The sequence below is a fragment of the Halosimplex halobium genome (assembly GCF_051414055.1).
GTDB lineage: Archaea > Halobacteriota > Halobacteria > Halobacteriales > Haloarculaceae > Halosimplex > Halosimplex halobium.
Genome location: NZ_JBLKNX010000016.1, coordinates 90,495 through 116,082, shown reverse-complemented (window position 1 = coordinate 116,082; position 25,588 = coordinate 90,495). Strand labels below are relative to the sequence as shown.

The following is a 25,588-nucleotide window of genomic DNA, read 5'->3' as shown; positions in this document are numbered from 1 at the left end:
ACCACCGGGTCCCGGGCGCGAACGGACGACCTCGTTCCCCGCCCGTCGCTGCGCGTTCGAGGAACGGTTCGCCCGCTCGGATGGTTTTTTCCCGGGGCGTCGAGAACCCCGGGACATGACAGACCGCATCGCGATCGCCGGGATCGGCGCCGTCGCGTCGATGCACGCCGAATCGGTCGCCGACATCGACGGGGCCGAACTCGTTGCGGGATCCTGCCGGACCGAGCAGCGGGGCCGCGAGTTCGCCGACGAGTACGGCTGTACCTGGTACGCCGACACCGGGGCGATGCTCGACGCCGAGGGCGTCGACGTCCTCTCGATCTGCACGCCCAGCGGCGCCCACCTCGAACCCGCGCTCGCGGCCGCCGAGCGGGGCGTCGACGTGCTCTGCGAGAAACCCCTCGAGATCACCACCGACCGCATCGACGAGATGGTCGCCGCCGCCGACGCGGCGGGGATCCGGCTGGGCGGCATCTTCAACCAGCGGTACAACCCCGTCGTCCGCCAGTTGCGGGCGGCCGCCGCGGCGGGGCGGTTCGGCGGCCTCTCGGTCGCCAACGCCTACGTCCCGTGGTGGCGCGACGACGACTACTACGACGGCGCCTGGCAGGGGACCCAGGACCTGGACGGCGGCGGCGCGCTGATGAACCAGTCGATCCACGGGGTCGACGCGATCCAGTGGATCGCCAGCGCGGCGGGTGCCGGCGGGGACGCCGACGGAAATCCAGTCGAAGAGGTGTTCGCCTACACCGACCGGCGCGCCCACGGCGACGACATCATGGAGGTCGAGGACTCGGCGGTGGCCGTCCTCCGCTACCGCGACGGCACGCTCGGACAGATCCTCGGTGCGACCTCGATGTACCCCGGGTCGCTGAAGCGGCTCCAGGTCGCCGGCCGCGACGGGACCGCCGAGATCATGGAGGACGAACTCGTCACCTGGCAGTTCCGCGAGGAGCGCGAGGAGGACAGCGAGGTCCGCGCGGAGTTCGGCGAGACGGAGTCGGGCGGCGGCGCGGCCGACCCGATGAGCATCGACTACGCCAACCACCGGCGCAACATCGAGGACTTCCTCGACGCGCGGCGCAGCGGCGAGCCGTACATGCTCGACGCGGGCGAGGCCCGGAAAGCCGTCGAGATCATCGAGGCCATCTACGAATCCGCCGAGCGGGGCGAGCCGGTGCGGGTCGATTCCTGATCAGCCCGCGGTGGTGGTGTCGAGCGCTTCCGTGCCTTCGTGAACTCCTCCTCGACGTATCGCTCGTCAGCCATAGACCGGTGTCCCCTCGTCGAGTACCCTGCGGAAGAACGGGTGGTCGGACCGGTCAGCCAGCGTCGGTTCGGTCACCGCATGGACGCTGAAGGGAACGTCCCGGTCGAGCATCACGTCGTAGGCAACGTCCCGCAGACGCTCCTCGACCGCCGAGACGTCGGCGTCGTCGTCGAGGACCGCCAGCACGTCCACGTCGGAGTCGGCACGGTGGCCGCCGCGCGCGACGCTCCCGAAGAGATAGAGCCGTCGGACCGGATCGAAATCGCCGTCCTCGACCCGCTCGGTGAAAACGTCGACGGCGTCACGGTGCGGAAGCGTCGATTCGGCCATATCGGCCGTTTGGGCGCAACCGTATTTAAATTCCAGTCGAGACCGAGCGGTCGCACTACTGGCACCCCTCTCCGCGGGCGCAAGACACTCCACCCCGCGCGCCGACCGGCGAGGCATGGCCGATCCACTCCCGATCAGCGGGTTCGCCGACGAGATCGCCGACGACCTCGACGAACAACTGTCGACGCTCGAATCGCTCGACATCAGCCACCTCGACCTCCGGGGCGTCTGGAACGAAAACGCGCTCGACCTCTCCGAGGACCGGCTGGACGACCTCGAAGCCACGCTGGACGACCGCGGGTTCTCGGTCACCTCCATCGGCTCGCCGATCGGGAAGATCGGCATCGAGGACGACTTCGACCCCCACCTGGAGCGACTGGAGCGGGCGCTGGAACTGGCGAACCGCTTCGAGACCGACCGCGTGCGGGTGTTCTCCTACTACATCCCCGACGGCGACGACCCGGCCGATCACCGCGAGGAAGTGCTCCGGCGGACCCGCGCGGCGGTCGAGAAGGCCGAGTCGGCGGGCGTGACGCTCGCCCTGGAGAACGAGAAGGACATCTACGGCGACACGCCCGGGCGGATGCGCGACCTGCTGACGACCGTCGACTCGCCGCACCTGCGGGCGGTCTTCGACCCCGCGAACTACCTGGAGATCGGGGCCCGCCCGTACCCCGACGCGCTCCTGCAGGTCGTCGAGTACGTCGACCAGGTCCACGTCAAGGACGCCGAGTTCGGCGAGCGCGGCGAGATCCGCCCCGCCGGCGAGGGCGACGGCCGCATCGGCGAGACCGTGGCGGCGCTCCGAGACAGGGGCTTCGACGGCCCGCTGTCGCTGGAACCGCACCTGGCGTTCGCGGGGTCGGCCTACGGCTACAGCGGCCCCGAGGGGTTCGAGGCGGCCGCCGAGGCCCTGAAAGACGAACTGGACGAGGTGGGCGTCGAGTACGAGTAGGGTCAGCGGGAGTCCCGCCGGACGCGTTCACTTCCGCTCCGGACCCGTAGCCTTTTACCCCGGTTCGGACACACCTCCCTGTATGACCGAGGCGACGGGTATCGTCGGGGAGTTCCTCTCGCTGAAGGAGGGGACCGACGCCGACTTGCTGGCGATGCAGTGCGGCGACTTCTACGAATTCTTCGCCGAGGACGCCGAGACCGTCGCGGACGAACTCGATCTCAAGGTCTCGCAGAAGTCCTCGCACGGTTCGTCGTACCCGATGGCGGGCGTGCCGCTGGACGACCTGACTCCCTACCTCTCGGCGCTGGTCGAACGCGGCTACCGGGTGGCCGTCGCCGACCAGTACGAGACCGAGGACGGCCACGCCCGCGAGATCACGCGGGTCGTCACGCCGGGCACCCACCTCGAGACGAGCGACGACGACGCGCAGTACCTCGCGGCGGTCGTCCGCGACGAAACCAGCGACGGCGACGCCACCTACGGCATCGCAGTCGCCGACGTGACGACCGGGCAGTTCCTCGTCACCGAGCAGTCTGGCGCCGACGCGACGAGCGCGGCCCTGACGGAGCTGTACAAGTTCGACCCCGCGGAGGTGCTGCCCGGCCCCGATGTCCGCTCGGACGACGACTTTCTGGACGAGATCCGCGAGCGCACCGACGCCTCCCTCTCCTTGCACACCACCGAGGCGTTCGCGCCGGGCCGCGCCCGGCATCGCGTCCGCGAGCAGTTCGGCGACGAGACGCTGGAGAGCGTCGGCATCGCCGACGCGGAGGCCGCGGTCCGGGCCGCGGGCGCTATCATCTCCTACGTCGACGAGACGGGCGCGGGCGTGCTGGCGTCGATGACGCGCCTGCAGTCGTTCGACGAGTCGGCCTACGTCGACCTTGACGCGACGACCCAGCGCAACCTCGAACTCACCGAGACGATGCAGGGCGACCGCGAGGGGTCGCTGTTCGACACGGTCGACCACACGGTCACAAGCGCCGGCGGGCGACTGCTCCGGGAGTGGCTCCAGCGCCCGCGGCGCTCGCGCGAGGAACTCGCCCGCCGCCAGTCCGCGGTGGCGGCGCTCGCGGAGGCCGCGATGGCCCGCGACCAGCTTCGGGAGACGCTCGGCGACGCCTACGACCTCGAACGGCTGGCGTCGAAGGCCGCGTCGGGCAGCGCCGACGCCCGGGACCTCCGGGCGACCCAGGAGACGCTCGCGCTGCTCTCCGCGGTCGGGGATCTGGTCGCCGACAGCGAACGGCTCGCCGACTCGCCGCTGGCCGCGGTGCTCGACCGCCCGGACAGGGAAGCGGCGGCGGAACTCGCCGCCGACCTCGACGAGGCGCTCGTCGAGGACCCGCCCGGGACGGTGACCCAGGGCGGGCTGATCCGGCGGGGGTTCGACCCCGAACTCGACGAGATCATCGACGACCACGAGGCCGCGCTCGACTGGATCGAGCGCCTGCCCGAACGGGAGAAGGAACGGACGGGCATCACGCACCTCTCGGTCGACCGCAACAAGACCGACGGCTACTACATCCAGGTCGGCAAGAGCGAGACCGACGCGGTGCCCGAGGAGTACGAGCAGATAAAGACGCTCAAGAACTCCGAGCGGTACGTCATCGACGAGCTCGCGGAGAAGGAACGGGAGATCCTCCGGCTGGAGGAGCGCCGTCACGAACTCGAACGGCAGATATTCGAACGCCTCCGGGACCGCGTCGCGGCCCGCGCCGAGGTCCTCCAGGAGACCGGGCGTGCGCTGGCGGAGTGCGACGCGCTGGCGAGCCTGGCCGCCCACGCCGTCCGCAACGACTGGACGCGGCCCGAACTGTCCGACGGGCGGGAACTGGTCGTCGAGCAGGGCCGCCACCCCGTCGTCGAGCAGACGACGCAGTTCGTCCCGAACGACCTGCGGATGGACGACGACCGGCAGTTCCTGATCGTGACGGGGCCGAACATGAGCGGGAAGTCGACCTACATGCGCCAGGCGGCGCTGATAACCCTGCTCGCGCAGGTGGGGAGCTTCGTGCCCGCCCGTTCGGCGCGGGTGGGGCTGGTCGACGGCATCTACACGCGCGTCGGCGCGCTGGACGAGCTCGCGCAGGGCCGCTCTACCTTCATGGTCGAGATGCAGGAGCTGTCGAACATCCTCCACTCGGCGACCGACGACTCGCTCGTAATCTTAGACGAGGTGGGCCGCGGGACCGCGACGTACGACGGCATCTCCATCGCGTGGGCCGCCAGCGAGTACATCGTCAACAACGTCGCGGCGAAGACGCTCTTTGCCACCCACTACCACGAACTGACGGTGCTCGGGGAGGAGCTACCCAGCGTCCAGAACGTCCACGTCGCCGCCGAGGAGCGCGACGGGGACGTGACCTTCCTGCGGACCGTCGAGGACGGGCCGACCGACCGCTCCTACGGGATCCACGTCGCCGACCTGGCGGGCGTGCCCGACCCCGTCGTCGACCGCTCGCGGGCGGTGCTCGACCGGCTCCGCGAGGAGGAGGCCATCGAGGTTCGCGGGAGCGACTCGGGCTCGGGCACCACCCAGGCCGTCTTCGACCTGAGCAGCGGGCAGTTCAAAACCGGCGGTGGCGGCGACGGAGTACCGGGCGACGGCGGGTCGACGCCCGCCGCGGAGTCGGCGACCGACGGCGAACAACTCGCCACCGACGGGAGTCACGCGGTCGGCGAGTCCGCCGACGCGGGGTCGGCGCTCGACCCCGAGGTCGAGGACGTGCTGGACGAGTTGCGTGACCTGGACGTGAACGAGACGCCGCCGGTCGAGCTGATGGCGAAAGTGCAGGACTGGCAGGCGGAACTCGACGAGGAGTGATACGGATTATTGCAAGTCATTCCGGGATCGACCGCACGCAGTCGTGCGGTCGACCCGGTAAACGCTTGCAATAATCCGTATGAGGCGTCGCCGAGCGGTCGAACTCACTCGGCGGCCTCGAAGACGCCCAGGCGACCGTCCCCGAACCCGGCGTAGACCGTCCCGTCGAACCCCGTGACGGTGAACACCGAGTCACTCGGCCGGTAGACGGCACGCGGCTCGCCGGTTGCCGCGTCGACGGCGAACAGGCTGGTGAACTCGGCCTTCTCGGGCGTGATCGCCTCGGCGACGAGCGTCTCCGCCGTGGCGGCGACCGGCCAGCCGTTGTTCGAGGGAGTGACGAACCGGAACGGCCGGTCGCCGCCGGGGAGGTCGTAGGCGTCGACCGCGTTCATCTGCACGTTGGTCCGGGTGTACAGACGATTCCCGTCCGCGGAGAGCAGCGGGTCGTGGGCGTAGGCCCGCTCGCGCCAGGCGACGGTCCCGTCGGCGGCGATAGCGGCGACCGAGTCGTCCCCGACGTAGACCCGGTCATCGGTCGGGACGAACCACCGCGCCGACAGCGAGCGGGTCCACAGCGTCTCGCCGCCCGTCGAGAGGCCGACGAGCGAACTGCCGTCGTCGCTCTCGCCGACCGAGCAGACGACGGTGTCGCCGAGGACGGTCGCCAGCCGGACGGTACCGGAGAGCTCGCGGCGCCATCGCCGGTCGCCGTCGGGGCCGTACGCCGACAGCGTCCGGCCGCTGGCTGCGTAGACCGTATCGTCACCGACTGTGAAGGCGGTCGCATCCGCAAGCGACGCCGACCACCGCGAGTCGCCGCTGTCGGTGTCGACGGCGTGGATCGTCGTCTCGAGCGGCTCCTCGGGCGTGTCGTGGGTGTGCTCGGGCTCGAAGAACTCCGTGGCGCGGACGACGACGGCGCCGTCCAGCAAGCCGGCGACGCCGAGGCGGCGCTCGCGCCTGAACGACCAACGTTCGGTGCCGGTCCCCGCGTCGAGGGCGTGCAGCGCCGTCCACTCGTAGGAATCACCGCGGCCGTGGACGCTGTAGACGGTCCCGTCGCCGACGGTCACACCCCAGGTGTCGGTGGCGTCGGTCGGCTCGTGGTGTGAGCCCGCCTCGGCCTCGCCCGCGAACGACTGCAGCCAGTCGAACTGCGTTCGGCCCGGCGACAGCGCGGCGACGGCCGAGCGGCCGCCGCCGTCCGACCCCAGTGTGACGTAGAGACGGTCTTCGCCCGCGTCGAGCGCGAGCACGTCGGCGTAGTCGGTGTCGACCCAGCGGGCGGCGGTCCACTCGGGGAGGTCGCCCGAGACCCGGGTGACGGTCGCGGGCGGCGACGGCGTGGCCGGGTCGGCCGTCTTCCGCGGTTCGTCGGTCCCGGCGACCGTGGGCGTGCCGTCCGGCCCCGGGGTGGGCGTCGCGGACGGCGAGGGTGTCGGGGCGGCGTCGCTCGTTACAGTCGGCAGCCGTCCTTCCGTCGGGCTCGCATCGGTCGGCGACGGCTCCGTCCCGCTTCCGGTATCGCCCTCGCCGAGACAGCCGGTCAGTGAGGCGAGGACGCCGCCGGCGAGTGCGAGCGTTCGGCGTCGGGTGGGCATGGTCGGAACTATCGCTGGTACCGGAAAGGGCCTTCTGGAGGGTCAAACGACCGCTGAACGGTCGGGAGTCGCGACTCGTCGCCGCGGATCCGGGGCACGTCGGACGCGGAGCTTTTGTACGGGCCGTTCGACGATGGCGCCGTGACCAGGCGACGCGCGCTGTTGCACTCGCTCGGGGCGGCCGGCGCCGCGCTCACCGCGGGGTGTGGTCGACTGCGGCGCCTCGGCGGGTCGTCGGAACTGGCGCGAAACGAGGTCAGTTCCGAGGCCGGCGGCGACGGATCCGTCCCGATGCACCAGCGGACGGCCGGCCACACCGGCTACGTCTCGGGGACTGCGTCCGACGAGTCCGGCGCGGATCGGTGGGTGAGCACCGTCGACCCGCCGGACATCAGCTCCGCAGTCGTGCTCTCGGCGGACTCGGTGTTCGTCCCGAGCGGGGACGGGATCTACGCACTCGACCGGGCCGACGGGAGCTACCGGTGGGACCGCCGTCCGGACGCGACGTTCCCGACGGGGCCGGTCGTGAGCGACGGCGTCGTCGTCGTGGGCGAACTGTTCGAGGGGACGGTCGAAGACGAGGTCGGCGCGGTCGCCTACGACGCCGCCGACGGAACGGAACTGTGGGAGACGACCGACGTGCCGGGGGGATGGAGCCGCCCGACGGTCCGCGACGGGACCGTCTACCTCTCCGGCGGCCCCGTGGCCCCCGGCGTCACGGCCGTCGACCTCGCCGCCGGGGGCGTCGAGTGGGAGGCCCGCCTCGACGCGGAGACCGGGCGTGTCGCCGTCGACGACGGGGGCGTCTACGTCGTGCAGGAGACGGGCGTTCGAAAACTCGACCACGAGGGGTCGAGCCTGTGGCACCGGCCGACCTCGGAGGAACCCCGCGGACCGCCCACCGTCGCGAACGGGACCGTGTACGCCCAGACCGGGCCGGAGACGTTCACCGCACTGGACGCGGCGACCGGCGACCCTCAGTGGGAAGCCACCGCGCCGGCGGAGACGGCGTTCTCCGCGGCGATCGCCGACGGGACCGTCTACTGCTCGGGGGTCGACCTCGTCGCGCGCCGGGCGGCCGACGGGCGCGAGCGGTGGCGCCGCTCGCCCGCCGAGGTCGGTGCGAGCGTCGAGACCGCGACGGACCACTACGGCGACCGCGACTTCGGGGAACTGGCGGTGACCGACGACACGGTCTACGTCGGTCACGGCGACGGACTGCTCGCCGTCGCTCGCGCGGACGACGCCCCGCGGTGGCGCCGCCAGTTTCGCGACCGGGTGAAGGGCGGCGACATGGTCTTCGGCGGCTCCCCCGGCGCGCCCGCCGTCGCCGGCGACACCGTCTTCACCTTCACGAGCGGCGGCGACTGCTACGCGGTCGCCCGGTAGCGGGTCCCGCACCGACGCCACTGACCCGTTCCCAGCGACTGAGAGCGCGGTCCCCTTCTTAACCCGATAGGGACGCGACGTTCGTCTATGACCGACGCCGACGGGACGTGCACGTACTGGGCGCCGACGGAGTGCGAGGGGTCGGCCCACTGCCCGCCGCGGTGCCCGCGGTTCGTCGACCGGACGGGCGAGGCGTGGGTGGTCCGCCCCGCGACGGGCGAGGACCGCGAGGCGCTCGTCGCGATGTACGACGACTTCGCGCCGGGGGAACAGGCCCAGGGGGTGCCGCCGCGCCACCGCCCGCGGCTGGAGGACTGGATCGACGACTGCCTCGACGACGGCTGTAACTTCGTCGTCGAGGGCGACGAGGGGCCGGTCGGCCACGCGCTGTACACGCCGACCGACGCGGCCGAGCCGGAGTTCGCCGTCTTCGTCCACCAGGACTACCAGGACCGCGGCATCGGCACGGAGGTGAGCAAACACGTCGTCGCGACGGCGGCCGTCGCCGACCGCGACGCGCTCGTGCTCGTCGTCGAGCCCGACAACCGCGCCGCGCGGCACGTCTACGACGAACTGGGCTTCGAGACGGAGTCCGAACCGTCGGTCGCCGGCGGGGGGCTGGGCGCCGTCCGGATGCGCCGGCCGCTCGATACCGAGGCGACGCCCCCCTTCTGTCACCCGCCGGTCGTCCGGAACGGGGCTGCCGAGCCCGGAAACGGGGCCGGCCCGACCGCGGGGTCCGGCCCGGGTCCGGCGGCGTCCGATTGAGGCGTCGGCACTCTCGCAGTTCCGATCCGGAGACCGATCCCCCGAACCGACCGGACGGATTTACGTCCGAGACTCCAAGGGGGACCCATGAGTCGGGGAGACGCCAGCCACGGCAGTATCGCGGACGAGGACAGCGCGCAGCCGGGGGAACCCAGCGAGAGCGACGGCGGAGCGTCCGGACTCCGCTCGCGGATCGGCACGCACGCGAAGTCGGGGACGCTCGCGGGCGTCCTCGGCGGCGCGGCGGTCCTCCGGGGAGTCCGGTCGTTACGTGCCGGCGAGCGCGCCCGCGGACTCGGCCGGCTGGTCGTCGGCGGTGCGCTGCTGGCGGTGGCCGCCGCCCAGCGCCGCGCCCGTCGCGGACCGGACGGCGAACCGATCGACATCGACCAGTCGGACGTGGTCGACACCGCCCCGGACATCGGGGATGTCGGGTCGTCGAGCGACGAGGGTGACCGCGCCGGCGGCGACGCGGCCTCGGAGGTCGTCGACACCGGACCGGACATCGAGGACGCCGCGGACGGCGACCGGGCGGGGGTCGACACCGGCGAGGGAAACGGAACCGGAGTCGGCGGGGGCGCAGCCGGTGGGACCGCCGACGGGGCGGACACCGAGGCACCCGAAGACAGCGAGGGGGGCGGAGACACCGAACCGGCCGACGCCGGAGCGACCGATACCGGCGCGGGCGGGACGGCTGACGCCGGGACCGGGGAAGAAGCCACGGAGACGGCGGCGGACGCCGGGCCGGACGAGGCGGTTACGTACGACCGGCTGGGCGAGGCGGCGTACGACGAGCACAGCAACGAGGTGCCGGTCCCCCAGCAGGCGTTCAACCGGGGCTTTCTCTCGCTCGGCGAGGAGGCCCACTGGGGCGTCCGCGACGACGGGAGCGTCGTCGTCTCCGAGCGGTTCGACCCGGTTCAGGGCGGCGACGGTGTCGACTACGTCGCGACCACGACCGTCGACGACGACCGGGTACTGACGGTCCCCGACGAGGTCACCGACCACTGGGACGACGCGGCGGGCGGACCGATGGCCGTCGAGAGCGGCGACGGCGTCGTCTTCGCGACGAGCGACGACCTGGCGACCGACCGCCAGTTGCTCGTCGTGCCCGCGGCCTGGGCCGAGGACGTGCTCGGCGAGAGCGTCTGAGACGGGCGGTCGAGGTCAGTTCTGACGGAACTCGGTGTCGGCGGGGGTCGGTTCGGAGGCCTCGACCCAGTTGGACTCGTCGAGGGCGGTCCGGGCGGCGACGGCGGCGATCTCGCGGGCGGTCGCCTCGCGGTCGAACAGCGAGACGCTCCCGAGCGAGACCCCAATGCTCTTGCTCACCTCGCGGACCGGCACGTCGGGGTCGCCGACCAGCGCCTCGATCTCGCGGGTGAGCCGCTCGTCGAGCTCCTTGCGCGCGGGCCTGGCGAGTTCCTTGCCGGCGGGGAGCAGGTCGTACGTGACGGTGTAGCCCTCCTCGTAGCGCTCGACCGCGAAGAAGGGGCTCCCCTCGCGCTCGGCGGTCTCGTAGGCCGCGTCCCGCGCGGCCGGGCTCTCGTAGACCGGCACGTCGGAGGGTGCGTAGTCCTCGGTCACGCCCGAGCGTAGGGCCCTCTGCGACATAAATTCCGGGCGCGACCGCGCGACCGTGCCACCGAGTGACACTGAAACCGCTCTTTGAGCAAGCGGAACCTACTCCGTCCGTCCGTGAGTCGGACCCTGTACATGTCTCGCGAACAGACGGCCTGCTGGCTGGCCGCACTGATGGTCGTCGGCACCCTCGCCGCGGTGGTGCCGGCCGGTGCGGCCGCCGCGGGGCCCTCCAGTCCGGCCGAGGCCGCGGACGGATCCGCCGCGGCCGCGGCCGACGCACAGTCGAACAGTCCCTACGGCGACATCGTCCCGACGGCGATCGAGGAGACCGAGGACGGAACCGTCGCCGGCGGCGTCGTGCTGCCGGAGAACTACAGCGTCCGTGCCACCCCGCAGACGGTGAACGGCTCGGTCGTGCGCGTCGAGGACGACCGCACCGTCTGGGAGCGGACGTTCTCGACGGAGAACGCGACCACCCAGATCGCCGAGGTCGCGGTCGGCCCGGACGGCGACGTGTACGCGCTCGTCTCGACGCGACCGACGCAGATCGAGTCGTACCCGCCGGAGACGACCACCGAGGTCGTCCACCTCACCGCGGACGGTGACCTGACCTGGCGGTACGAGCTCAACGCGAGCCTCTCCGCGGCGGTCGGGTCCGGCGGCGAGACGCTGCGGGCGACCGACCAGGGCGTCGCCGTGGTCCACGCGCTGCCCGACGGCGAGGGCGTCCGACTGGCCGAGCTGACCGGCGGCGACGCCATCTGGACGGAGACCTACGGTATCAGCGCCGAGCCGACGACACTCCGGACGACCGAGGACGGCTTCCTCGTCGCGGGGACGACCGGCTACTCGAACCCGTGGGTGCTGAAGACCAGCCCCTCCGGCGCGGTCGAACTCAACCGGACGGTCCGCGGGAGCGTCGACCAGCGCGTCGTCGGCGCGGTCCCGACCGACGACGGCGGCGTCCTGTTGGCCGGAACCCAGACCACCTTCGGTAGCGGAGTCAGCTCTAACGCCTGGGTCAGCCGCCTCGACGACGACGGGGTCACCCGCTGGAGCCGCGTCTACGGCGCCGACGCCCGCTCGACCGTCCAGACGGTCGCGCCACGCGACGACGGCGTTCTGCTGGTCGAACGGGGCGAATTCGCGGGCGTCAACGCGACGACCCTGCGCCTCCGCGGCGTCGGCGCGGACGGCACCCAGCAGTTCGTCGAGTCGACCGAGTTCGACGGTTCGCCGACCGCGACCCACGTCGGCGCGGACAGCGTCACGCTGGCCGGCGTCACGAACCTACTCACCGGGAACTACTCGGTGACCACGGCGACCGTCGACGTGCCGCGGCGCGGTGACGCCGAGTACACGTTCGAGGCCGACACCGGCCCGACCTCCAACGAGACGGTCTACCGCGGGCAGAACCTCCGGTTCGCCGACGCGACCGCCGTCGGCGAGACCTACGAGCTGGTGCGTCTGCCCGCCGAGTACGACGAGTTCGAGCCCCACGTCGTCCGCCGGCTCGCCTTCGAGGACGACGAGGTGATCCTCGAGTCGGCGACGCTGCCCGCCGGCGAGTACGTCCTCCGGAACGCCGACGGCGAGCCGGTCGCCCTCGACGACGGCCGGGTCGTCGAGACCGGCGACCGCGAGGCCGCCGCGTTCGAGCTGGCGAGCCAGGACTTCTTCCACCTGGAGACCAACCGGACGTTCGTCGACGCCGCCGCCGGCGAGGACGGCGTCTCGATGTCGCTGTACTCCTCCGAACGGACGGACTTCGTCCTCCACGCCTCGGCGACGGACGCGAACGGCGAGCCCGTCTCGGCCGAGGAACTGCGGGAGGCCTTCGGGACCGTCGACGGCTTCGACGGCGTCGAGACGGTCGACGGCCGCGAGGTCGCCCGCATCGAGGTCGGCGACGTCGAGGAGATCCGGCTGAACGTCTCGGCCGCCGCGTTCGACGCCGGCCTCTACGAGGTCACCGTCGCGAGCCCCGACACCCGCGAGGCCGGGGCCGTCGCCACCGGCCGCGTGGTCGTCGCGCAGGACGCCGGCCGCGAGGTCGGCGTCTCGCTCAACCGGAGTTCACTGACCGTCCCCGTCGACGGGTCGGCCGCGGCGAACATCACGCTCACCGAGGTCGACAACGGCATCAGCGCGCTCTCGCTGTCGGCCAACCGCACGGGCGAGCCCGCGGTCCGCCCGCGCCTGAACCTGCGGGTCAACGCCTCGCAGATCTCCATGGGCGCCGGGTTCGGCAGCGGCGAGGCGACCACCGAGGCGACTGCCTTCGAGGCGAACACGCCCAGCGGCGACGTCGAGGTCGGAACCCTCGAGATCGGGACCGACCGCTTCGGCGACGAGACGGTCGCGACCGGCAACAACACCGTCGCCTTCCGCGTCGACTGGGTCGTCGACGAGGACGGGATCCCCTACAGCGTCCCCGGGACGATCACCGTCCCCGTCGAGGTCGTCGAGTCGACGAACGCGACCGACGGCGCCGGCGAGGGCGACGAGGGCGGCATCGTCGGCGGTGACGACTCCGGTGGCGACTCTGACGGGAGTTCCGGGAGCGGCTCCGCCGGGGGGTCCGCGAGCGGCTCCGGCGGCGGTTCGAGCGACTCCGGTAGCGAGTCCGGAACCGCCGCGGCCGCCGCTGACCAGTAACGAACGGTAACCACCGGCCGCGGTTCGACCTTTCCGGCTCCTTCCCGCGGCGACTCAGTGGTCCCGCCAGCTGTGTTCGGGTTCCCAGCCGAGCACCTCGCGGGCCTTCGTCGTCGAGATGAGCGACTCGCGGCCGTCGAGCGAGCCGCGGACCTGGGCGTCGGGGTAACACTCGGCGGCGACCCGCTCGGACGGCGCGTCGACGTTCGTGTCGGCGGCGACGGCCCAGAACGCCTCGTGGCCGTCGAAATCGGCTTCGACGGCGCGGCGGGCGATCGCGGCCGCGTCGGCGACGTGGAGATAGGAGAACAGCGTCGAGCGGCCGCTCGCACGGACGGCGTCCAGCGAGCGGTCGGTTCCGACGAACTGTTCGCGGATCTGCTCGCCGCTCGGCACCCACGGGTACCGGAGCGAGGCGATCCGCGGCGCGTCCGGGCGCCGGCCGAAGCCGTCCCCGAGGACTTCGGTGGTGCGTTTGCCGAGCGCGTAGGGGTCCCGCGGGGTGAGCGGGTGGTCCTCGTCGACGGGGAGATAGCGCACGTCCGTCGGGGCGTCCTGGTAGTCGGCGCCCATGACGTTGATGCTGGAGGGGAGGACGACGGCTTCCAGGCCGAGTTCCGCCGCGGCTTCGAGGACGTGGTAGGCCGACATCGCGTTGCTCTCGAAGGTGACGTGCTCGGGGTGGCGCACGGGCGAGGGGATCGTGCCCATGTGGACGACGGCGTCGGCGTCGCTCGCGGCGAGCGAGCCGTAGGTCTCGCCGGCGTCCAGCAGGTCGGTGGTGCGGTAGCTGTCGGCCACTTCTTCGCGACGCTTCCCGCGGGAGAGGTCGACGGTCCCGTAGCCGGCGTCGGCGAACTCCCGGAGGATCGCCTCGCCGATCTTCCCGTTGCCGCCGGTCACGGCCACGCGGTCGATGCTCATGGACGGGGATCGGCGGACCGGCGAAAATAGCTACCGGCGGGGGAAATCCGGACCGGGAGTCGCTCCGGCGCCGCCGGACGCCGGTCGGCCCGTCAGTACTCCCGGAGCAGTTCCAGCATCTCCCGGTCGAGGTCGTGGCCGTGCCAGTCCTCGTAGTCGACGTCCGTCCGCTCGCTGTCGAGGACGCCGAAGGGGCCGCGGAAGTTCCACAGCGCCCAGCCCCAGCCGGCCGCCTCCCACAGCGAGAGAACGTCCTCCATCCACGAGAGCGCAACGTCGTGGGGCGTGTGGTTGTAGACCCCCCACTCGCCGACGTGGACGCCGACATCCATCGACTCCAGCCGCTCCCACTGGGCGATCCGGGTCGCCCGCAGCCACTCCCGATCGTGGACCTTCCCCCCGTCGTCGACGTAGGGCCAGGTCGGGGGCTCGTCGAGGTTCACGTCGGTCCACTCGGCCTCGTGGTGGGTGAGCGGGAACGGGTCGTACCCGCGGGTCGACTGGGTGCAGTCCACGTCGGCGAGTTCGAAGACGGGTTCCCGGCCGTAGCGCATCCCGTCGGCCACCACGAGTCGCTCGGGGTCGACCTCGTGGATCGCTTCGACGGTGTCGCGGACCACGTCGGCGTAGGCGCCGTGGCTGGTCTCGGCGGGCTCGTTGATCAGGTCGAAGCTCAACTCTTCGCTGGTGATCCCCTCGTAGCGCTCGGCGAACCGTCGCCAGTGTTCGGCGAACACCTCCTGGGTCTCGGCGTCGGTCCACAGGTCGGTCTCCTCGGGCGGGTCGGCGACGGTGAATCCCGGGCCGCGGTGGAAGTTGAGTTGCACGTGGACGCCGTGTTTCCGCCCGTACTCGACCGCCTCGTCGATCTCTTCGAGCGCGTCGTCGTCGAAGTCGCGCCAGTCCTCGCCCGTCCAGCAGCGGTAGTCCATCGGCAGTCTGGCGAAGTCGAAGCCCCACTCGGCCATCCACTCGAAGTCCGCCTCGCGGAAGCACTCCTCGTCGTCCGCCATGAACTTCGCCTGGAGGTTGAACCCGCGCCACCGCGGCAGGGAACTCGCGTTCACGTCCATGGTCCCCTGCCGGGCCGCGTCCGAGTTAAGTGCGCGACTCCCGGAAGTTCGCGCCCGTTCGAAGATACATAATAATTACATAATAAAACTATATCCAATATGATTCTGCGAGAATGAGAGACACAGGTGACGGCTGTGGCAGTGAACGGTTGCGGTGCGGTTGGCGCGTGCTGTCGAGCGTGCCCGCCTCCTGGCGGGCCGCTCGAAACAGTCGCGCGAGGGATGAGCACCGCACGCCGCAGGCGCGCGGAGCGCAATCGGCTGGGCAGGTGTGTGGCTGTCTGCGAGCGGTCGCGGTGCAGTCCTGACGGACTGAAAGGGCGAGGCGCGCTCGCGCTTGTGCAGTCGCCTGAGCGGGCACTATCCGGGCGGGCGGTGCGGAGAGCGCGGATATCCCGTCTCAGCGACCGCGAGCGCGGCGAGGGCGTTCACCGCTCGCTGTCGGTTGCGGTCACCCTCGTTTCTTCCACGAAGACCCAACTCGAAACCACTACTCAACTCGCACAGACGCGGCACGCCGTAAATATGAAGGAAAATCTATCGTACTCGAATATGATAAAAAGTCAAATATAAATATCTCCCCATCGTCGACCGCCGAGTATTAGTTCACTCGATCCTTACCAAACGGTAAATGGCCACGGACGAGAACACGGACGGTGGCGTCGAGGTGCAGAGCGCGGAGGACATCACGCACCCGGGCGGGATGCGCGGCAATCGGGTGATGCCGACGCCGGTCCGGGACCATCTCGACCCGTTCGTCGTCTTCGAGCGCTTCTTCATCGCCGCGGACCAGGGCTTCGATACCCATCCCCACCGCGGGTTCGAGATCGTCTCGTACATGCTGGAAGGCGGGATGGTCCACGACGACTCGCTGGGCGAATCGCACACCGCCTACCCGGGCGACGCGATGCGGATCACGACGGGGAGCGGCATCCGCCACTCGGAACTCCCAGCGGACGACGCGCCCTGCAACGGGCTCCAGCTGTGGGTAAACCTCCCCCGCGACCGGAAGGACGCCGACCCGGCGTTCCAGGACGTGCCCGGCGACGAGTTGCCGACTGCCGAGGTCGGGGACGCGACCGTGACGACCGTCGTCGGCGACGGCTCGCCGGTCGAGCTGGCGACCGACGTGACCTACCGCGACGTGGCCGTCGAGGGGTCGTGGAGCTGGGACCCGCCAGCGGGCTGGTCGGGCTTCCTCTACGGGGTCGATGGGTCGGGGATGGTTGACGGGGAGGTGTTCGGCACCGAGGACTTCGCGGTGCTGGAGGGGATCGACGAGGGGACGAGAGTGGCTGTCGAGAGTGAAGAGGGGGTTCGGCTGGCCGCTATCGCCGGAGCGCCGCACGGCGAGCCCATCGTCCAGCGCGGCCCCTTCGTGGAATAGTCGACGGGGTCAAGTGAAATCCGTCGGCGCGCTCGCTAGGAGTGACCGTGATCGCTCTCGACGGCGAGCGCTGAAAGCCCTCGGCGCGCTCGCGGTCGCTGAGCGGGATATCCTCGCGGCCTGCGGCCGCTTCGGATAGTGCCCGCTCAGACGACTAAAATACGCGCGAGCGCGCCTCGCCCTTTCAGTCCGCCAGGACCGCGCCGCACAGCACCGCAACGGGCCTCACACCTCCCCAGCCGATTGCGATGCTCGCAAGCTGCGCTTCTCATCCCTCGCGCGGCTACGGTCGCGCGCATGAACGCGCGCTCCAGCGCGCGCCAACCGCATTCCATTCACTAGGCTTCGTTCCATTCACCAGGCTTCGTCGAGGACGGCCTCGATGTCCTCGGTCGTGGGGTCGAACCCCTCGGGCGCGGCGTCCATCAGGCCGTCGTCGCGGATCGCGGCGGCGATGGCCGGGAAGTCGTCCCGCGAGAGACCGTCGACCTCCCGGAGTCGGTCGGGTAGTTCCAGGTCGTCGCTGACGGCGGCGACCGCGTCGACGACGGCGTCGGCGAGTTCCTCGTCGGTCGCACCCTCGTCGGCGACGCCGAACGCTTCGGCGAGCAACTCCCGGCGGCCGTGGACCTCGTCGAAGACGTACCGGAGGACGTGGGGCGCGAGGATGCCGTGAACGGTGCCCTGGTGGGCGTCGTAGTCGTGAGAGAAGCCGTGGCCGAAGGCGTGGATGACCGAAGCCCGATACACGTCGGGCGTCGAGATGCCGTACTGCGCGAGGACGACGCCCGCGACCGCCTCGTAGAGCTTCTCCTCGTCCATGTCCTCCTCCGGCAGCGTCTCGAAGCCCGAACGCACGAGTGAGAGCGCACGCATCGCCGTGCCGTCGGTGACGGGGGTGCGATGCGGCGAGTAGAGACACTCGACGGCCTTGTCGAAGCCGTTCATCGCGGAGGCGCAGAGCACGCCCTTCGGCGTCGTCTCGAACAGCGCGGGGTCGTAGACCAGTGCCGTCGGCATCAGCCGGCGGTCGCCGACCGAGCCGCTGGGGATCTCGTCGTCGGGGACGCCCTCGGGGTCCAGCGAGAGGCTCACGCCCGCGATGACCGACAGATCCGCGCCCGCCAGCGTCGTCGGGACGGCGACGACCGGTACCGATTCCCGCTCGTCGGCGACGGCCACCTCGCCGGAGTCGAGCGCGCCCTCGGCGGCGGCCCGGAGGTCGTCGTGGGTCGACAGGGCGCTGGCGACCTTCGCCACGTCGAGGCTGCTGCCGCTCCCGACCGCGACGACGGCGTCGATACCCGCCTCGCGGACGCGCTCGGCTGCGTCCAGACCCGTCCGCAGGTACTTTTCGGGCGTCGTCTCGTCGAAGACGCCGGCGAGGCGGTCGCCCAGGCCCGCCTCGACCGGGTCCATCACGTCGCGGTTGGCGCCGACGTTCGAGCCGGTGACCACGAGCGCGTCGTCGCAGTCGCGGGCGGCGAGCAACTCGTCCAGGTCCGCGACCGCACCCCGGCGACACCGGAGTTCGCCGGGGTCGTAGTCGAACGCGAACCGTCGCCGGGAGTCGTCGCCGTCGGGATTCATACCTTCGAATTCGGTCGATCCGGGGAAAAGTCCACCGGGCCGCCGACGGCCGGTGGTCGCAAGGTATATTCGCGCCCACCCGTAGTCTCGGCCATCGTGTCAGACCCGTCAGACCCGCCCGTGGACGCCGAGCGACCCGACAGCGTCGTCGGCGTCGAGGGCACCGACCACATCACGATCGAGGGGACCAGCGTCGAAGACACTGTCGAGTTCTACCGCGACATCCTCGGGATGGCGCTGGTGCTCCGCCAGCCCAACCTCGATCGGAGCGAACTGACCCACCTCTACTTCGACACCGGCGACGGCCGCCTGCTCACCGCCTTCGTCTCCGAGGACCGGGCGTCGACCGACGACCACGAGCCCGACCGCGGCGACGTCCACCACGTCGCCTACCGGATCGACCACCGCCGGGTCGGCGAGATCCGCGAGGGGCTCCGCGAGGCGGGCTACCCCGTCGACGAGTACGACCGGGGCGCCTTCCACGCGCTGTACACCGAGGACAACAACGGCCTCACCGTCGAACTCGTCGCCGACAAGTTCGCGATCCCCGACGACCGCCGCGGCGAGGTGCTCGCCCGCGCCCACGCCCGCCGCGTCGACGACGGCGCCGAGTTCGTCGCCTCGAAACACATGCGCGCCGCCCTCGACGACCTCGGCATCGACGCCGAGGAGCGCGACATCCCAAACGCCGCCGCCGGCCGCGACTACGGCGGCTGATCCGACTGCCTGTCCGGCCGGCGTTCCGTATATGACAGTTATAGAAGTATATTCTGAATCCGTTACTATCTCGCACCCCGGAGATACGGGAGATCGGATAAACTGGACAGCAACCGCTTGAATCGCCAGTCTAGCTCGAATATCGGTTCGACCGGTCTATCACTGATTCGGAGAGAAATACCCGGAAGGAGCGTTTAGTATGAGAAATTCATCGGATCTATCCATCGACGGTTTCTCCCGGCGTTTTATTTGGAGTCGATCATTTCGTCACACCTATCGAACCGAAATCATCAATAGACGGCGAGGACAAGGAGCGGTTCGGGACCCGGCCCCGCGGGGGCGGCGGGCGGTCGGGTCCGGGTGACGATCCGGGCGTCCAGCGAGGTCGGGCCCGGAGGAGTGTCAGCGGGGTGACGCCGGACGGGGCGGACGGCTCGGCGGGGTCACTCCGGCGGCTGGTAGTCGGTGTCGTAGCTGGCCTCGACGAGGCCGCCGAGGATCAGGGCGGTACTGATGCCGAAGCCGCGCTCGTAGTCGAGGCCGCGGTGGCCGGGGTCGGGCCACTCGAAGTCCCGGACGTTGCCCCAGGCGCCCCAGTTGTACTGGTGGAACACGAAGTGCGGGAGGTAGTAGTTGTAGTAGCGGGCGCACTTGCGGTACAGCTCCTGGACCGCTTCCTCGGACTTGCCCGGCTCGCGGATCTCGTGGACGATGCTGGCGAGGTCGATCTCCTCGCCGTCGGACAGATCGGGGTTGATCCCCGCCTCGTCGGGGGCCTCGATCGAGCCGACCTCCGAGGGGATCTCCACCTGGAGGGGTTTGCCCTGGGCGTCCATCTCGGTGTCGGGGTCGACCCGCTGGGACGGGGCGTCGGCCTTGCCCATCACGAGGGTGCCGGAGACCCAGCCGGGGCTGGAGTTGTAGTAGCCGAACGGCTCGCCGTAGCCGTGCCAGAAGATCGAGGAGTCGTAGTTGAGACCGTTCGACGCCTTGAGGTTGTTCGACCAGGTCGACCACCCCTGGCTGGAGAAGTTGACGCCGAACCCGATGTTCGAGAGGTTCGCCCGGATCGTCTGGGCGGCACCGGCGTAGTCGGCGATCGCGGAGGGGAAGATGATGTCGATCTCGGCGGCGTTACCGTTGGGGTCGACCCACTGGCCACCCTGCTTGCTGTAGCCGCCCCGGCGGAGGTACTCGGCGGCCGCCTCGGTGTCGGACTCCATCGGCCACGCGTGGAGGCTGTCGAGGAACTCGCCGGAGAACACCGACTGCGACTGGGCGTCGAGCATGTAGGTGTGGTTCTCGATGGAGACCGACCGTTCCGGGCCCCAGCCGTTGGCCCCGACCGCGTTCCAGTCGACCGCGGCGACCAGCGCCCGGCGGACCCAGAGGTTCTGGAGGTGCGGGTTGTTCCAGTTGAGCCGCCACTTGTCGCCGCCCGTCGAGCGCAGCCACCGGGTCAGCTCCTGCATGTGGTCGGGCAGCATCTCCCGCGAGTAGAGGCCGTTCGGCGCGACGATGTTGCCGTTGAGGTCGAGCGCGCCGTTGCCAGCCAGCGTCTGGCGGCGGTTGCCGTCTCCCCACTTGATCGTCAGCTGCGGGACGTTCGTGTTGGCGGCGTTGGGGTGAGCGGTCTCCGTGTCGCCCGCGCTGGCGGCGGCCTCGTCGCGCAGGCGCAACGTGAGCTCCGCCGACCCGATGTCGTCCTCGGAGCGTAGCTCGTAGGGACCGCTCCCCCACCCGTTCTCCATGAGCTGCTGCAGCGAGATCCGGTCGCTCACCAGTTCGTCGGTCACCGAAGAGACCTGGTCCGTACTGCCGGCGTCCCGATAGCGTTCGAGATACGGCTGCGTGAAGTCGGGGTGGATCGGCATGTCGCCGTCGTTGGGCGCCGCCTGCGACGCGAGGACGTGTCTCGCCTGCGGGTTGTCCGGCAGGCCGTCGCTCCCGTCGGGGTTCCACCAGTGGTACTCCCACTGGCTGGCCGCCTCCTGGGTGAAGGCGGTGTCCTCGGTGAACTTGTTGCCAGCCTGGAAGTAGTCGACGTGGAAGTGCGTCTCCCGGGCTTCCGCGTCGAGCGGGTCCCCGTTCCAGTAGGTCGCGCGGTCGTCGTGGCTCTCGTAGACGTCGTAGGGGGCGTCGACCTCGTAGCCGCTGTACCAGGTCATGACCGAGACGCTGTCGGTCCGGGGCTTCCACGGCGTCTCGATCTCCAATCCGCTGTAGGCCATCCGGCGCGTGTGGACGTTCTGGACCGCCTGGAGGTCGGTCATGAACGCGACCCCCGTCGTGTTGTCCTGGGGCGCCCAGACGTTCGCGTCGAACACGCTCGGCGAGTTGGCCTGGAAGACCCGGATCTCCTCGGTCACCGGGTCGCCCAGGGGGGTCGGACTGTCCGTCTCCGTCTCGGTGTCGGCCGGCTGCTCCGTCCCCTCGGCCGGCGTGGCCGTCGGTGTCGCCGCCGAGTCGTCCGCGTCGGTCGGCTCGTCCGTCGAGTCGTCGCCGCTCCCCGACGGACACCCTGCCAGGCCCACCGCGCCCATTCCGGCCAGCAACTGTGCGTACTGCCGACGTGACAGCTGGTCACGCAGGTTGGTACTGTCCCGCATACTATCCACCGTTCCCCGGATAGTATATAAACTTTTGCACGCGACCGTACCTGGGACAGACCTGGCCGACCGCCCGGCGCGCCGACCGCCCGACGAAACGGCGCCAATTTCAGACTGTGAAACACACGCCAGGGACCGGGCGCGCCGATCCAGCCCAGGAGGACCGTACGCGAGTGTAGCGACGGGACCACGCCGATCCCCTTCCGTTCGTATACCTGTAATCTAAGCGTGTAGCCACGGCGTGATCCCACCAGCTGCACCGCAATCTGTTTCAAAAGATAAAACGGCTGGCGAGTCGTCGGTGCTCCGGTGATCCGTCGTCTACGTGGACTGGTGTCCGGAATAACCGGATCAGTCGTCACATGGATTAAACGCCCGATCTCCGGCCGTTCCGGAGGGACCTCAACAGGTGTGTCCCGCGACCGACGGGGTCGCCACCGACGAAGACGACACGTCACCGGTGGCGGCGGTCGTCAGGCTCGAACCGGGAACGTGCGGGATCACACGCCCGACCCCGTGTGATACGGGATTACAGTCATACCGGTGTAATCGAAACGTCGTGCCGCGGAGCCGAGCCGCAGTGTGTCCGATAGTATCGGACAAACGTGTCGCGACGGATGGCGGGTGAATCGACGCGGTCGAACGGTGAGGGACACAATTATATCGGTTCGCGGGTCATGCACGCACGTCATGTCGAGTTCGCTCTTCGACGACGAGCCGAGAGACTGGCGAACGGCTACGGACGGGCGCCTCCGGTTCGCGCTCGTCGGCATCGGGTGGTGGACGACCGAGTTCGTCCTGCCCGCCATCGAATCGACCGGGAGCTGCGTGACGACGACCGTCGTCAGCAGTTCGACGGAGAAGACCGACCGCGTGCGCGCGGAGTACGAGTCCGTCGAACACGGGCTCACCTACGACGAGTTCGCCGACGGCGAGGCTGCCGACGCCTACGACGCCGTCTACGTCTGCACGCCGAACGCGACCCACCTCGAACACGTCGAGGCCGCGGCGGGCCACGGGAAGGCCGTCCTCTGCGAGAAGCCCATGGAGGCGACCGTCGAGCGGGCCGGGCGCCTCGTCGACGCCTGCGAGGAGGCCGACGTGCCGCTGATGGTCGCCTACCGGATGCACACCGAACCGGCCGTCCGCCGGGCACGGGAACTGATCCGCGACGGCGCCATCGGCGAGCCCGTCCTCGTCCACGGCGAGAACTCCCAGCCGCTCCTGGAGATGATCGACGACCCCGACCAGTGGCGGCTGAACCCCGACCTGACCGGATACGGAACCTCCGTGATGGACCTGGGGATCTACCCGCTCAACACCGCCCGGTTCCTCCTCGACGCCGACCCCGTCCGCGTCACGTCGACGATGGATTCGACCCACGCGGCGTTCGACGAGGTCCCCGACCAGGTGGCGACGTTCTCGGTCGTCTTCGACGACGGGACCCACGCCGCCTGTTCATCCTCCCAGCACGGCGCCGACCACACCCGGCTGGAGGTCGTCGGCACCGAGGGCCGCGTCGAACTCGAACCCGCGTTCCACATGGAGACGCAGCTGACAGTCGCACGCGACGGCGACACCGTCGCGTTCGACACCGAGGGGGTCGACCAGATGGCCGAGGAGTTCGAGTACTTCGCCCAGCGGGTGCTCGCCGACGAGCCCCTGTACGCCGACGGCGAACACGGGCTCGTGGACATGAAGGCGATCGCCGCCATCCACGAGGCGGCCGAAGCCGGCGAAACGGTCGACGTCGAATAAAAAGAGCCGCTCGTCGTTTCTATCGGGCGGTCACCGCAGTTCGTCGGCGCGCTTCTCCCAGTCCTCCTCCCAGAGGTCGATCGTGTGGACCGCGTCCTCGGTGTACTCGTGTTCGCGGACCACGTCCATGTCGAGTTCGACCCCGTAGCCCGGGCCCTCGGGGACCTGGACGTAGCCGTCCTCGACCTCCAGCGGGTCCTTCAGGAGCTCGTCGACCCACGGCTCGTCGTAGGTCTGGAACATCTCCTGGATGCGGAAGTTCGGGATAGAGGTACAGAAATGCGAGTAGATGGCACCGGCGACCGGTCCCTGGGGGTTGTGCGGCGCGATGTCGACGTGGTCGGCCTCGGCGAGGCCGGCGATCTTCTTGCCCTCGGTGATGCCGCCGGTGTTCATCAGGTCGGGCTGGAACACGTCGATGTCGGTGCGGGTGACCAGCTCGAAGAAGTCGTACTTGGTCATGTGGCGCTCGCCGGTGACGACCGGGATGGGCGACTTCCGGGCGACCTCGGCGAGGCTGTTGATCGAGTCCGGCGGGCACGGCTCCTCGTACCACGCCGGGTCGAACTGGTCGAGCTTCTTCGCGATGTCGACGGCCTGGGCGGCCGAGAAGCGGCCGTGACACTCGATCAGGAGTTCCACGTCCGGGCCGACGGCCTCGCGGACGGCGCCGACGATGTCGACGGCGTGGTTCTTCTCCTCGGTGGTCATCGACTGCCAGGCCGTCCCGAAGGGGTCGAACTTCATCGCGTCGTAGCCGTCGTCGACGACGCGCTCGGCGGCGCGGGCGAACCCCTCCGGCTCGCCGTCGGCGTCGGTGTACCAGCCGTTAGCGTAGGCGCGCAGTTCCTTGCCGTGGACCGGACCGCCCAGCAGGTCGTAGACGGGCTGGTCGAGCACCTTCCCCTTGATGTCCCAGCAGGCCATGTCGACCGCCGAGACGACCGTCGTGTTGATGACGTTCTTCGAGAACCACTCGTCGCGGTACATCTCCAGCCAGAGCGACTCCGTGTCGAACGGGTCACGGCCGATGAAGAAGTCGGACATCTCCTCGATGGCCGCCGCGACGGTGCGGGGCTTGTCGTGTGTCGTCGCCTCGGCCAGCCCCGTCACGCCCGCGTCCGTCTCCAGCTGGACGAACACCCAGGGCTTCCACGGGTTGGCTACCAGGTACGTCTCGACGCCGGTGATTTCCACGTCTGACATGCTCAGTCGAGTAGCGCCCGAGAATTCACTTAAAATTGCCGGTCCGGGCCGAACGTCTCCGGCCGCGACGGCGTCCGACGATGCCGGACGATTAATGAGGGGGCGGCCCCGTGTGTCTGGTATGCACGCCGAACGCGACCCGCCCATCAAATCGACCGCGACGAGCCTCGACGTCGTCGAGGCGGTCCACGCGATGGGCGGCGCGACGCTCCCGGAGGTCGTCGAGCAGTTCGAGAAGCCCCGGAGCACGGTCCACGACCACCTGAAGACGCTGACCGACGCGGGCTACCTCGTCAAGGACGGCCGGGAGTTCCGCGTCAGCGTCCGCTTTCTCAACCTCGGGGGTCGCGCACGCGCGCAGTCGGAGTTGTTTCAGGTGGCGGAGGCGGAGGTCCGCCAGCTGGCGAGCGACACCGGCGAGCACGCCAACCTGATGGTCGAGGAGAACGGCCGCGGGGTCTTCCTCTACAAGGTCAAGGGCTCGCAGTCGGTGCACCTCGACACCTACGAGGGGATGGAGGTCGACCTGCACACGACGGCGATGGGCAAGGCCATCCTCTCGGAGCTCCCCCGGGAGAAACGGGACGCCATCGTCGAGGAACACGGGCTCGAACCGGTGACCGCCGAGACGATCACCGACCGCGAGGAGCTGGAGACGGAACTGACGGAGATCCGCGAGCGCGGCTACGCCGTCGACAACGAGGAGCGCGTCGACGGGGTCCGTTGCGTCGCCGCCCCCATCACGACCGAGAACGGCGTCGTCGGCGGCGTCAGCGTCTCCGCCCCGAAGAGCCGGATGAACGGCCAGCGCTTCGAGGAGGAGATCCCCTCCGAGGTGCTCAGTACCGCGAACATCATCGAGGTCAACCTCCAGCACGCCTGAGCGGTCGCCGACGACACTGCGTGTGAGGGTGGCACACAGCCGTCCGGAATTGC

19 protein-coding genes are annotated in these 25,588 nt (G+C 70.0%); 11 read left to right on the top strand and 8 right to left on the bottom strand.

Features of this window, described 5'->3' with window-relative positions:
* Positions 1-115: 115 nt before the first annotated feature.
* Entirely contained in the window at positions 116-1,195 is a 1,080-nt protein-coding gene (locus tag ACMGFG_RS17165; RefSeq protein ID WP_436931546.1) for a Gfo/Idh/MocA family protein, read from the top strand.
* 66 nt (positions 1,196-1,261) lie between these two features.
* On the opposite strand, the gene ACMGFG_RS17160 is transcribed toward ACMGFG_RS17165, so the two are convergent.
* On the bottom strand, positions 1,262-1,600 hold the full coding sequence (locus ACMGFG_RS17160) for a nucleotidyltransferase domain-containing protein (protein WP_436931545.1): 339 nt from the start codon (positions 1,598-1,600) through the stop codon (positions 1,262-1,264).
* Positions 1,601-1,715: 115 nt separating this feature from the next.
* On the opposite strand from ACMGFG_RS17160, the gene ACMGFG_RS17155 reads away from it, so the two are divergent.
* Positions 1,716-2,555, top strand: coding sequence for a sugar phosphate isomerase/epimerase family protein (locus ACMGFG_RS17155; protein ID WP_436931544.1), 840 nt, complete (start codon positions 1,716-1,718; stop codon positions 2,553-2,555).
* Between the two features lie 82 nt (positions 2,556-2,637).
* Positions 2,638-5,385: a DNA mismatch repair protein MutS gene (gene mutS, locus ACMGFG_RS17150; protein WP_436931543.1), complete on the top strand. Its 2,748-nt coding sequence runs from the start codon at positions 2,638-2,640 to the stop codon at positions 5,383-5,385.
* Positions 5,386-5,489: 104 nt separating this feature from the next.
* Here mutS and ACMGFG_RS17145 read toward each other — a convergent pair whose 3' ends face one another.
* Positions 5,490-6,989: an outer membrane protein assembly factor BamB family protein gene (locus ACMGFG_RS17145; protein ID WP_436931542.1), complete on the bottom strand. Its 1,500-nt coding sequence runs from the start codon at positions 6,987-6,989 to the stop codon at positions 5,490-5,492.
* 141 nt (positions 6,990-7,130) lie between these two features.
* Between ACMGFG_RS17145 and ACMGFG_RS17140 the strand changes: the two genes are divergently transcribed.
* From ACMGFG_RS17140 to ACMGFG_RS17130, 3 genes are all read left to right on the top strand, one after another.
* Entirely contained in the window at positions 7,131-8,378 is a 1,248-nt protein-coding gene (locus tag ACMGFG_RS17140) for an outer membrane protein assembly factor BamB family protein (protein WP_436931541.1), read from the top strand.
* An 87-nt stretch (positions 8,379-8,465) separates the two neighbouring features.
* The gene (locus ACMGFG_RS17135; RefSeq protein ID WP_436931540.1) at positions 8,466-9,146 is read left to right on the top strand and encodes a GNAT family N-acetyltransferase; all 681 of its coding nucleotides are present in this window, start codon (positions 8,466-8,468) and stop codon (positions 9,144-9,146) included.
* A gap of 87 nt (positions 9,147-9,233) precedes the next feature.
* Complete coding sequence (locus ACMGFG_RS17130; protein ID WP_436931539.1) at positions 9,234-10,298, top strand: hypothetical protein; 1,065 nt, start codon at positions 9,234-9,236, stop codon at positions 10,296-10,298.
* A gap of 15 nt (positions 10,299-10,313) precedes the next feature.
* Here ACMGFG_RS17130 and ACMGFG_RS17125 read toward each other — a convergent pair whose 3' ends face one another.
* The gene (locus tag ACMGFG_RS17125; RefSeq protein ID WP_436931538.1) at positions 10,314-10,733 is read right to left on the bottom strand and encodes a hypothetical protein; all 420 of its coding nucleotides are present in this window, start codon (positions 10,731-10,733) and stop codon (positions 10,314-10,316) included.
* Between the two features lie 129 nt (positions 10,734-10,862).
* Between ACMGFG_RS17125 and ACMGFG_RS17120 the strand changes: the two genes are divergently transcribed.
* On the top strand, positions 10,863-13,388 hold the full coding sequence (locus ACMGFG_RS17120; protein ID WP_436931537.1) for a hypothetical protein: 2,526 nt from the start codon (positions 10,863-10,865) through the stop codon (positions 13,386-13,388).
* A gap of 54 nt (positions 13,389-13,442) precedes the next feature.
* On the opposite strand, the gene ACMGFG_RS17115 is transcribed toward ACMGFG_RS17120, so the two are convergent.
* Positions 13,443-14,312 carry an NAD-dependent epimerase/dehydratase family protein gene (locus ACMGFG_RS17115; protein WP_436931536.1) on the bottom strand — a complete coding sequence of 290 codons (870 nt, stop codon included), beginning with the start codon at positions 14,310-14,312 and terminating at the stop codon, positions 13,443-13,445.
* Between the two features lie 92 nt (positions 14,313-14,404).
* Positions 14,405-15,385, bottom strand: coding sequence for a glycoside hydrolase family 5 protein (locus ACMGFG_RS17110; RefSeq protein ID WP_436931535.1), 981 nt, complete (start codon positions 15,383-15,385; stop codon positions 14,405-14,407).
* A 631-nt stretch (positions 15,386-16,016) separates the two neighbouring features.
* Here ACMGFG_RS17110 and ACMGFG_RS17105 point away from each other — a divergent pair.
* Positions 16,017-16,772 (top strand): pirin family protein, encoded by a 756-nt coding sequence (locus ACMGFG_RS17105; protein WP_436931534.1) that lies wholly within the window; start codon positions 16,017-16,019, stop codon positions 16,770-16,772.
* A 354-nt stretch (positions 16,773-17,126) separates the two neighbouring features.
* Here ACMGFG_RS17105 and ACMGFG_RS17100 read toward each other — a convergent pair whose 3' ends face one another.
* Positions 17,127-18,362 carry an iron-containing alcohol dehydrogenase family protein gene (locus tag ACMGFG_RS17100; RefSeq protein WP_436931533.1) on the bottom strand — a complete coding sequence of 412 codons (1,236 nt, stop codon included), beginning with the start codon at positions 18,360-18,362 and terminating at the stop codon, positions 17,127-17,129.
* A 96-nt stretch (positions 18,363-18,458) separates the two neighbouring features.
* Here ACMGFG_RS17100 and ACMGFG_RS17095 point away from each other — a divergent pair, with 96 nt between their 5' ends.
* Positions 18,459-19,079, top strand: a complete 621-nt coding sequence (locus tag ACMGFG_RS17095) for a VOC family protein (RefSeq protein ID WP_436931532.1) — start codon at positions 18,459-18,461, stop codon at positions 19,077-19,079.
* A 443-nt stretch (positions 19,080-19,522) separates the two neighbouring features.
* Here ACMGFG_RS17095 and ACMGFG_RS17090 read toward each other — a convergent pair whose 3' ends face one another.
* Complete coding sequence (locus tag ACMGFG_RS17090; protein ID WP_436931531.1) at positions 19,523-21,688, bottom strand: ABC transporter substrate-binding protein; 2,166 nt, start codon at positions 21,686-21,688, stop codon at positions 19,523-19,525.
* Between the two features lie 690 nt (positions 21,689-22,378).
* Between ACMGFG_RS17090 and gfo6 the strand changes: the two genes are divergently transcribed.
* The gene (gene gfo6, locus ACMGFG_RS17085; protein WP_436931530.1) at positions 22,379-23,446 is read left to right on the top strand and encodes a D-xylose 1-dehydrogenase Gfo6; all 1,068 of its coding nucleotides are present in this window, start codon (positions 22,379-22,381) and stop codon (positions 23,444-23,446) included.
* A 30-nt stretch (positions 23,447-23,476) separates the two neighbouring features.
* On the opposite strand, the gene ACMGFG_RS17080 is transcribed toward gfo6, so the two are convergent.
* Positions 23,477-24,652, bottom strand: coding sequence for a mandelate racemase/muconate lactonizing enzyme family protein (locus tag ACMGFG_RS17080; RefSeq protein WP_436931529.1), 1,176 nt, complete (start codon positions 24,650-24,652; stop codon positions 23,477-23,479).
* 121 nt (positions 24,653-24,773) lie between these two features.
* On the opposite strand from ACMGFG_RS17080, the gene ACMGFG_RS17075 reads away from it, so the two are divergent.
* Positions 24,774-25,535, top strand: a complete 762-nt coding sequence (locus tag ACMGFG_RS17075; RefSeq protein WP_436931528.1) for an IclR family transcriptional regulator — start codon at positions 24,774-24,776, stop codon at positions 25,533-25,535.
* Positions 25,536-25,588 lie beyond the last annotated feature (53 nt).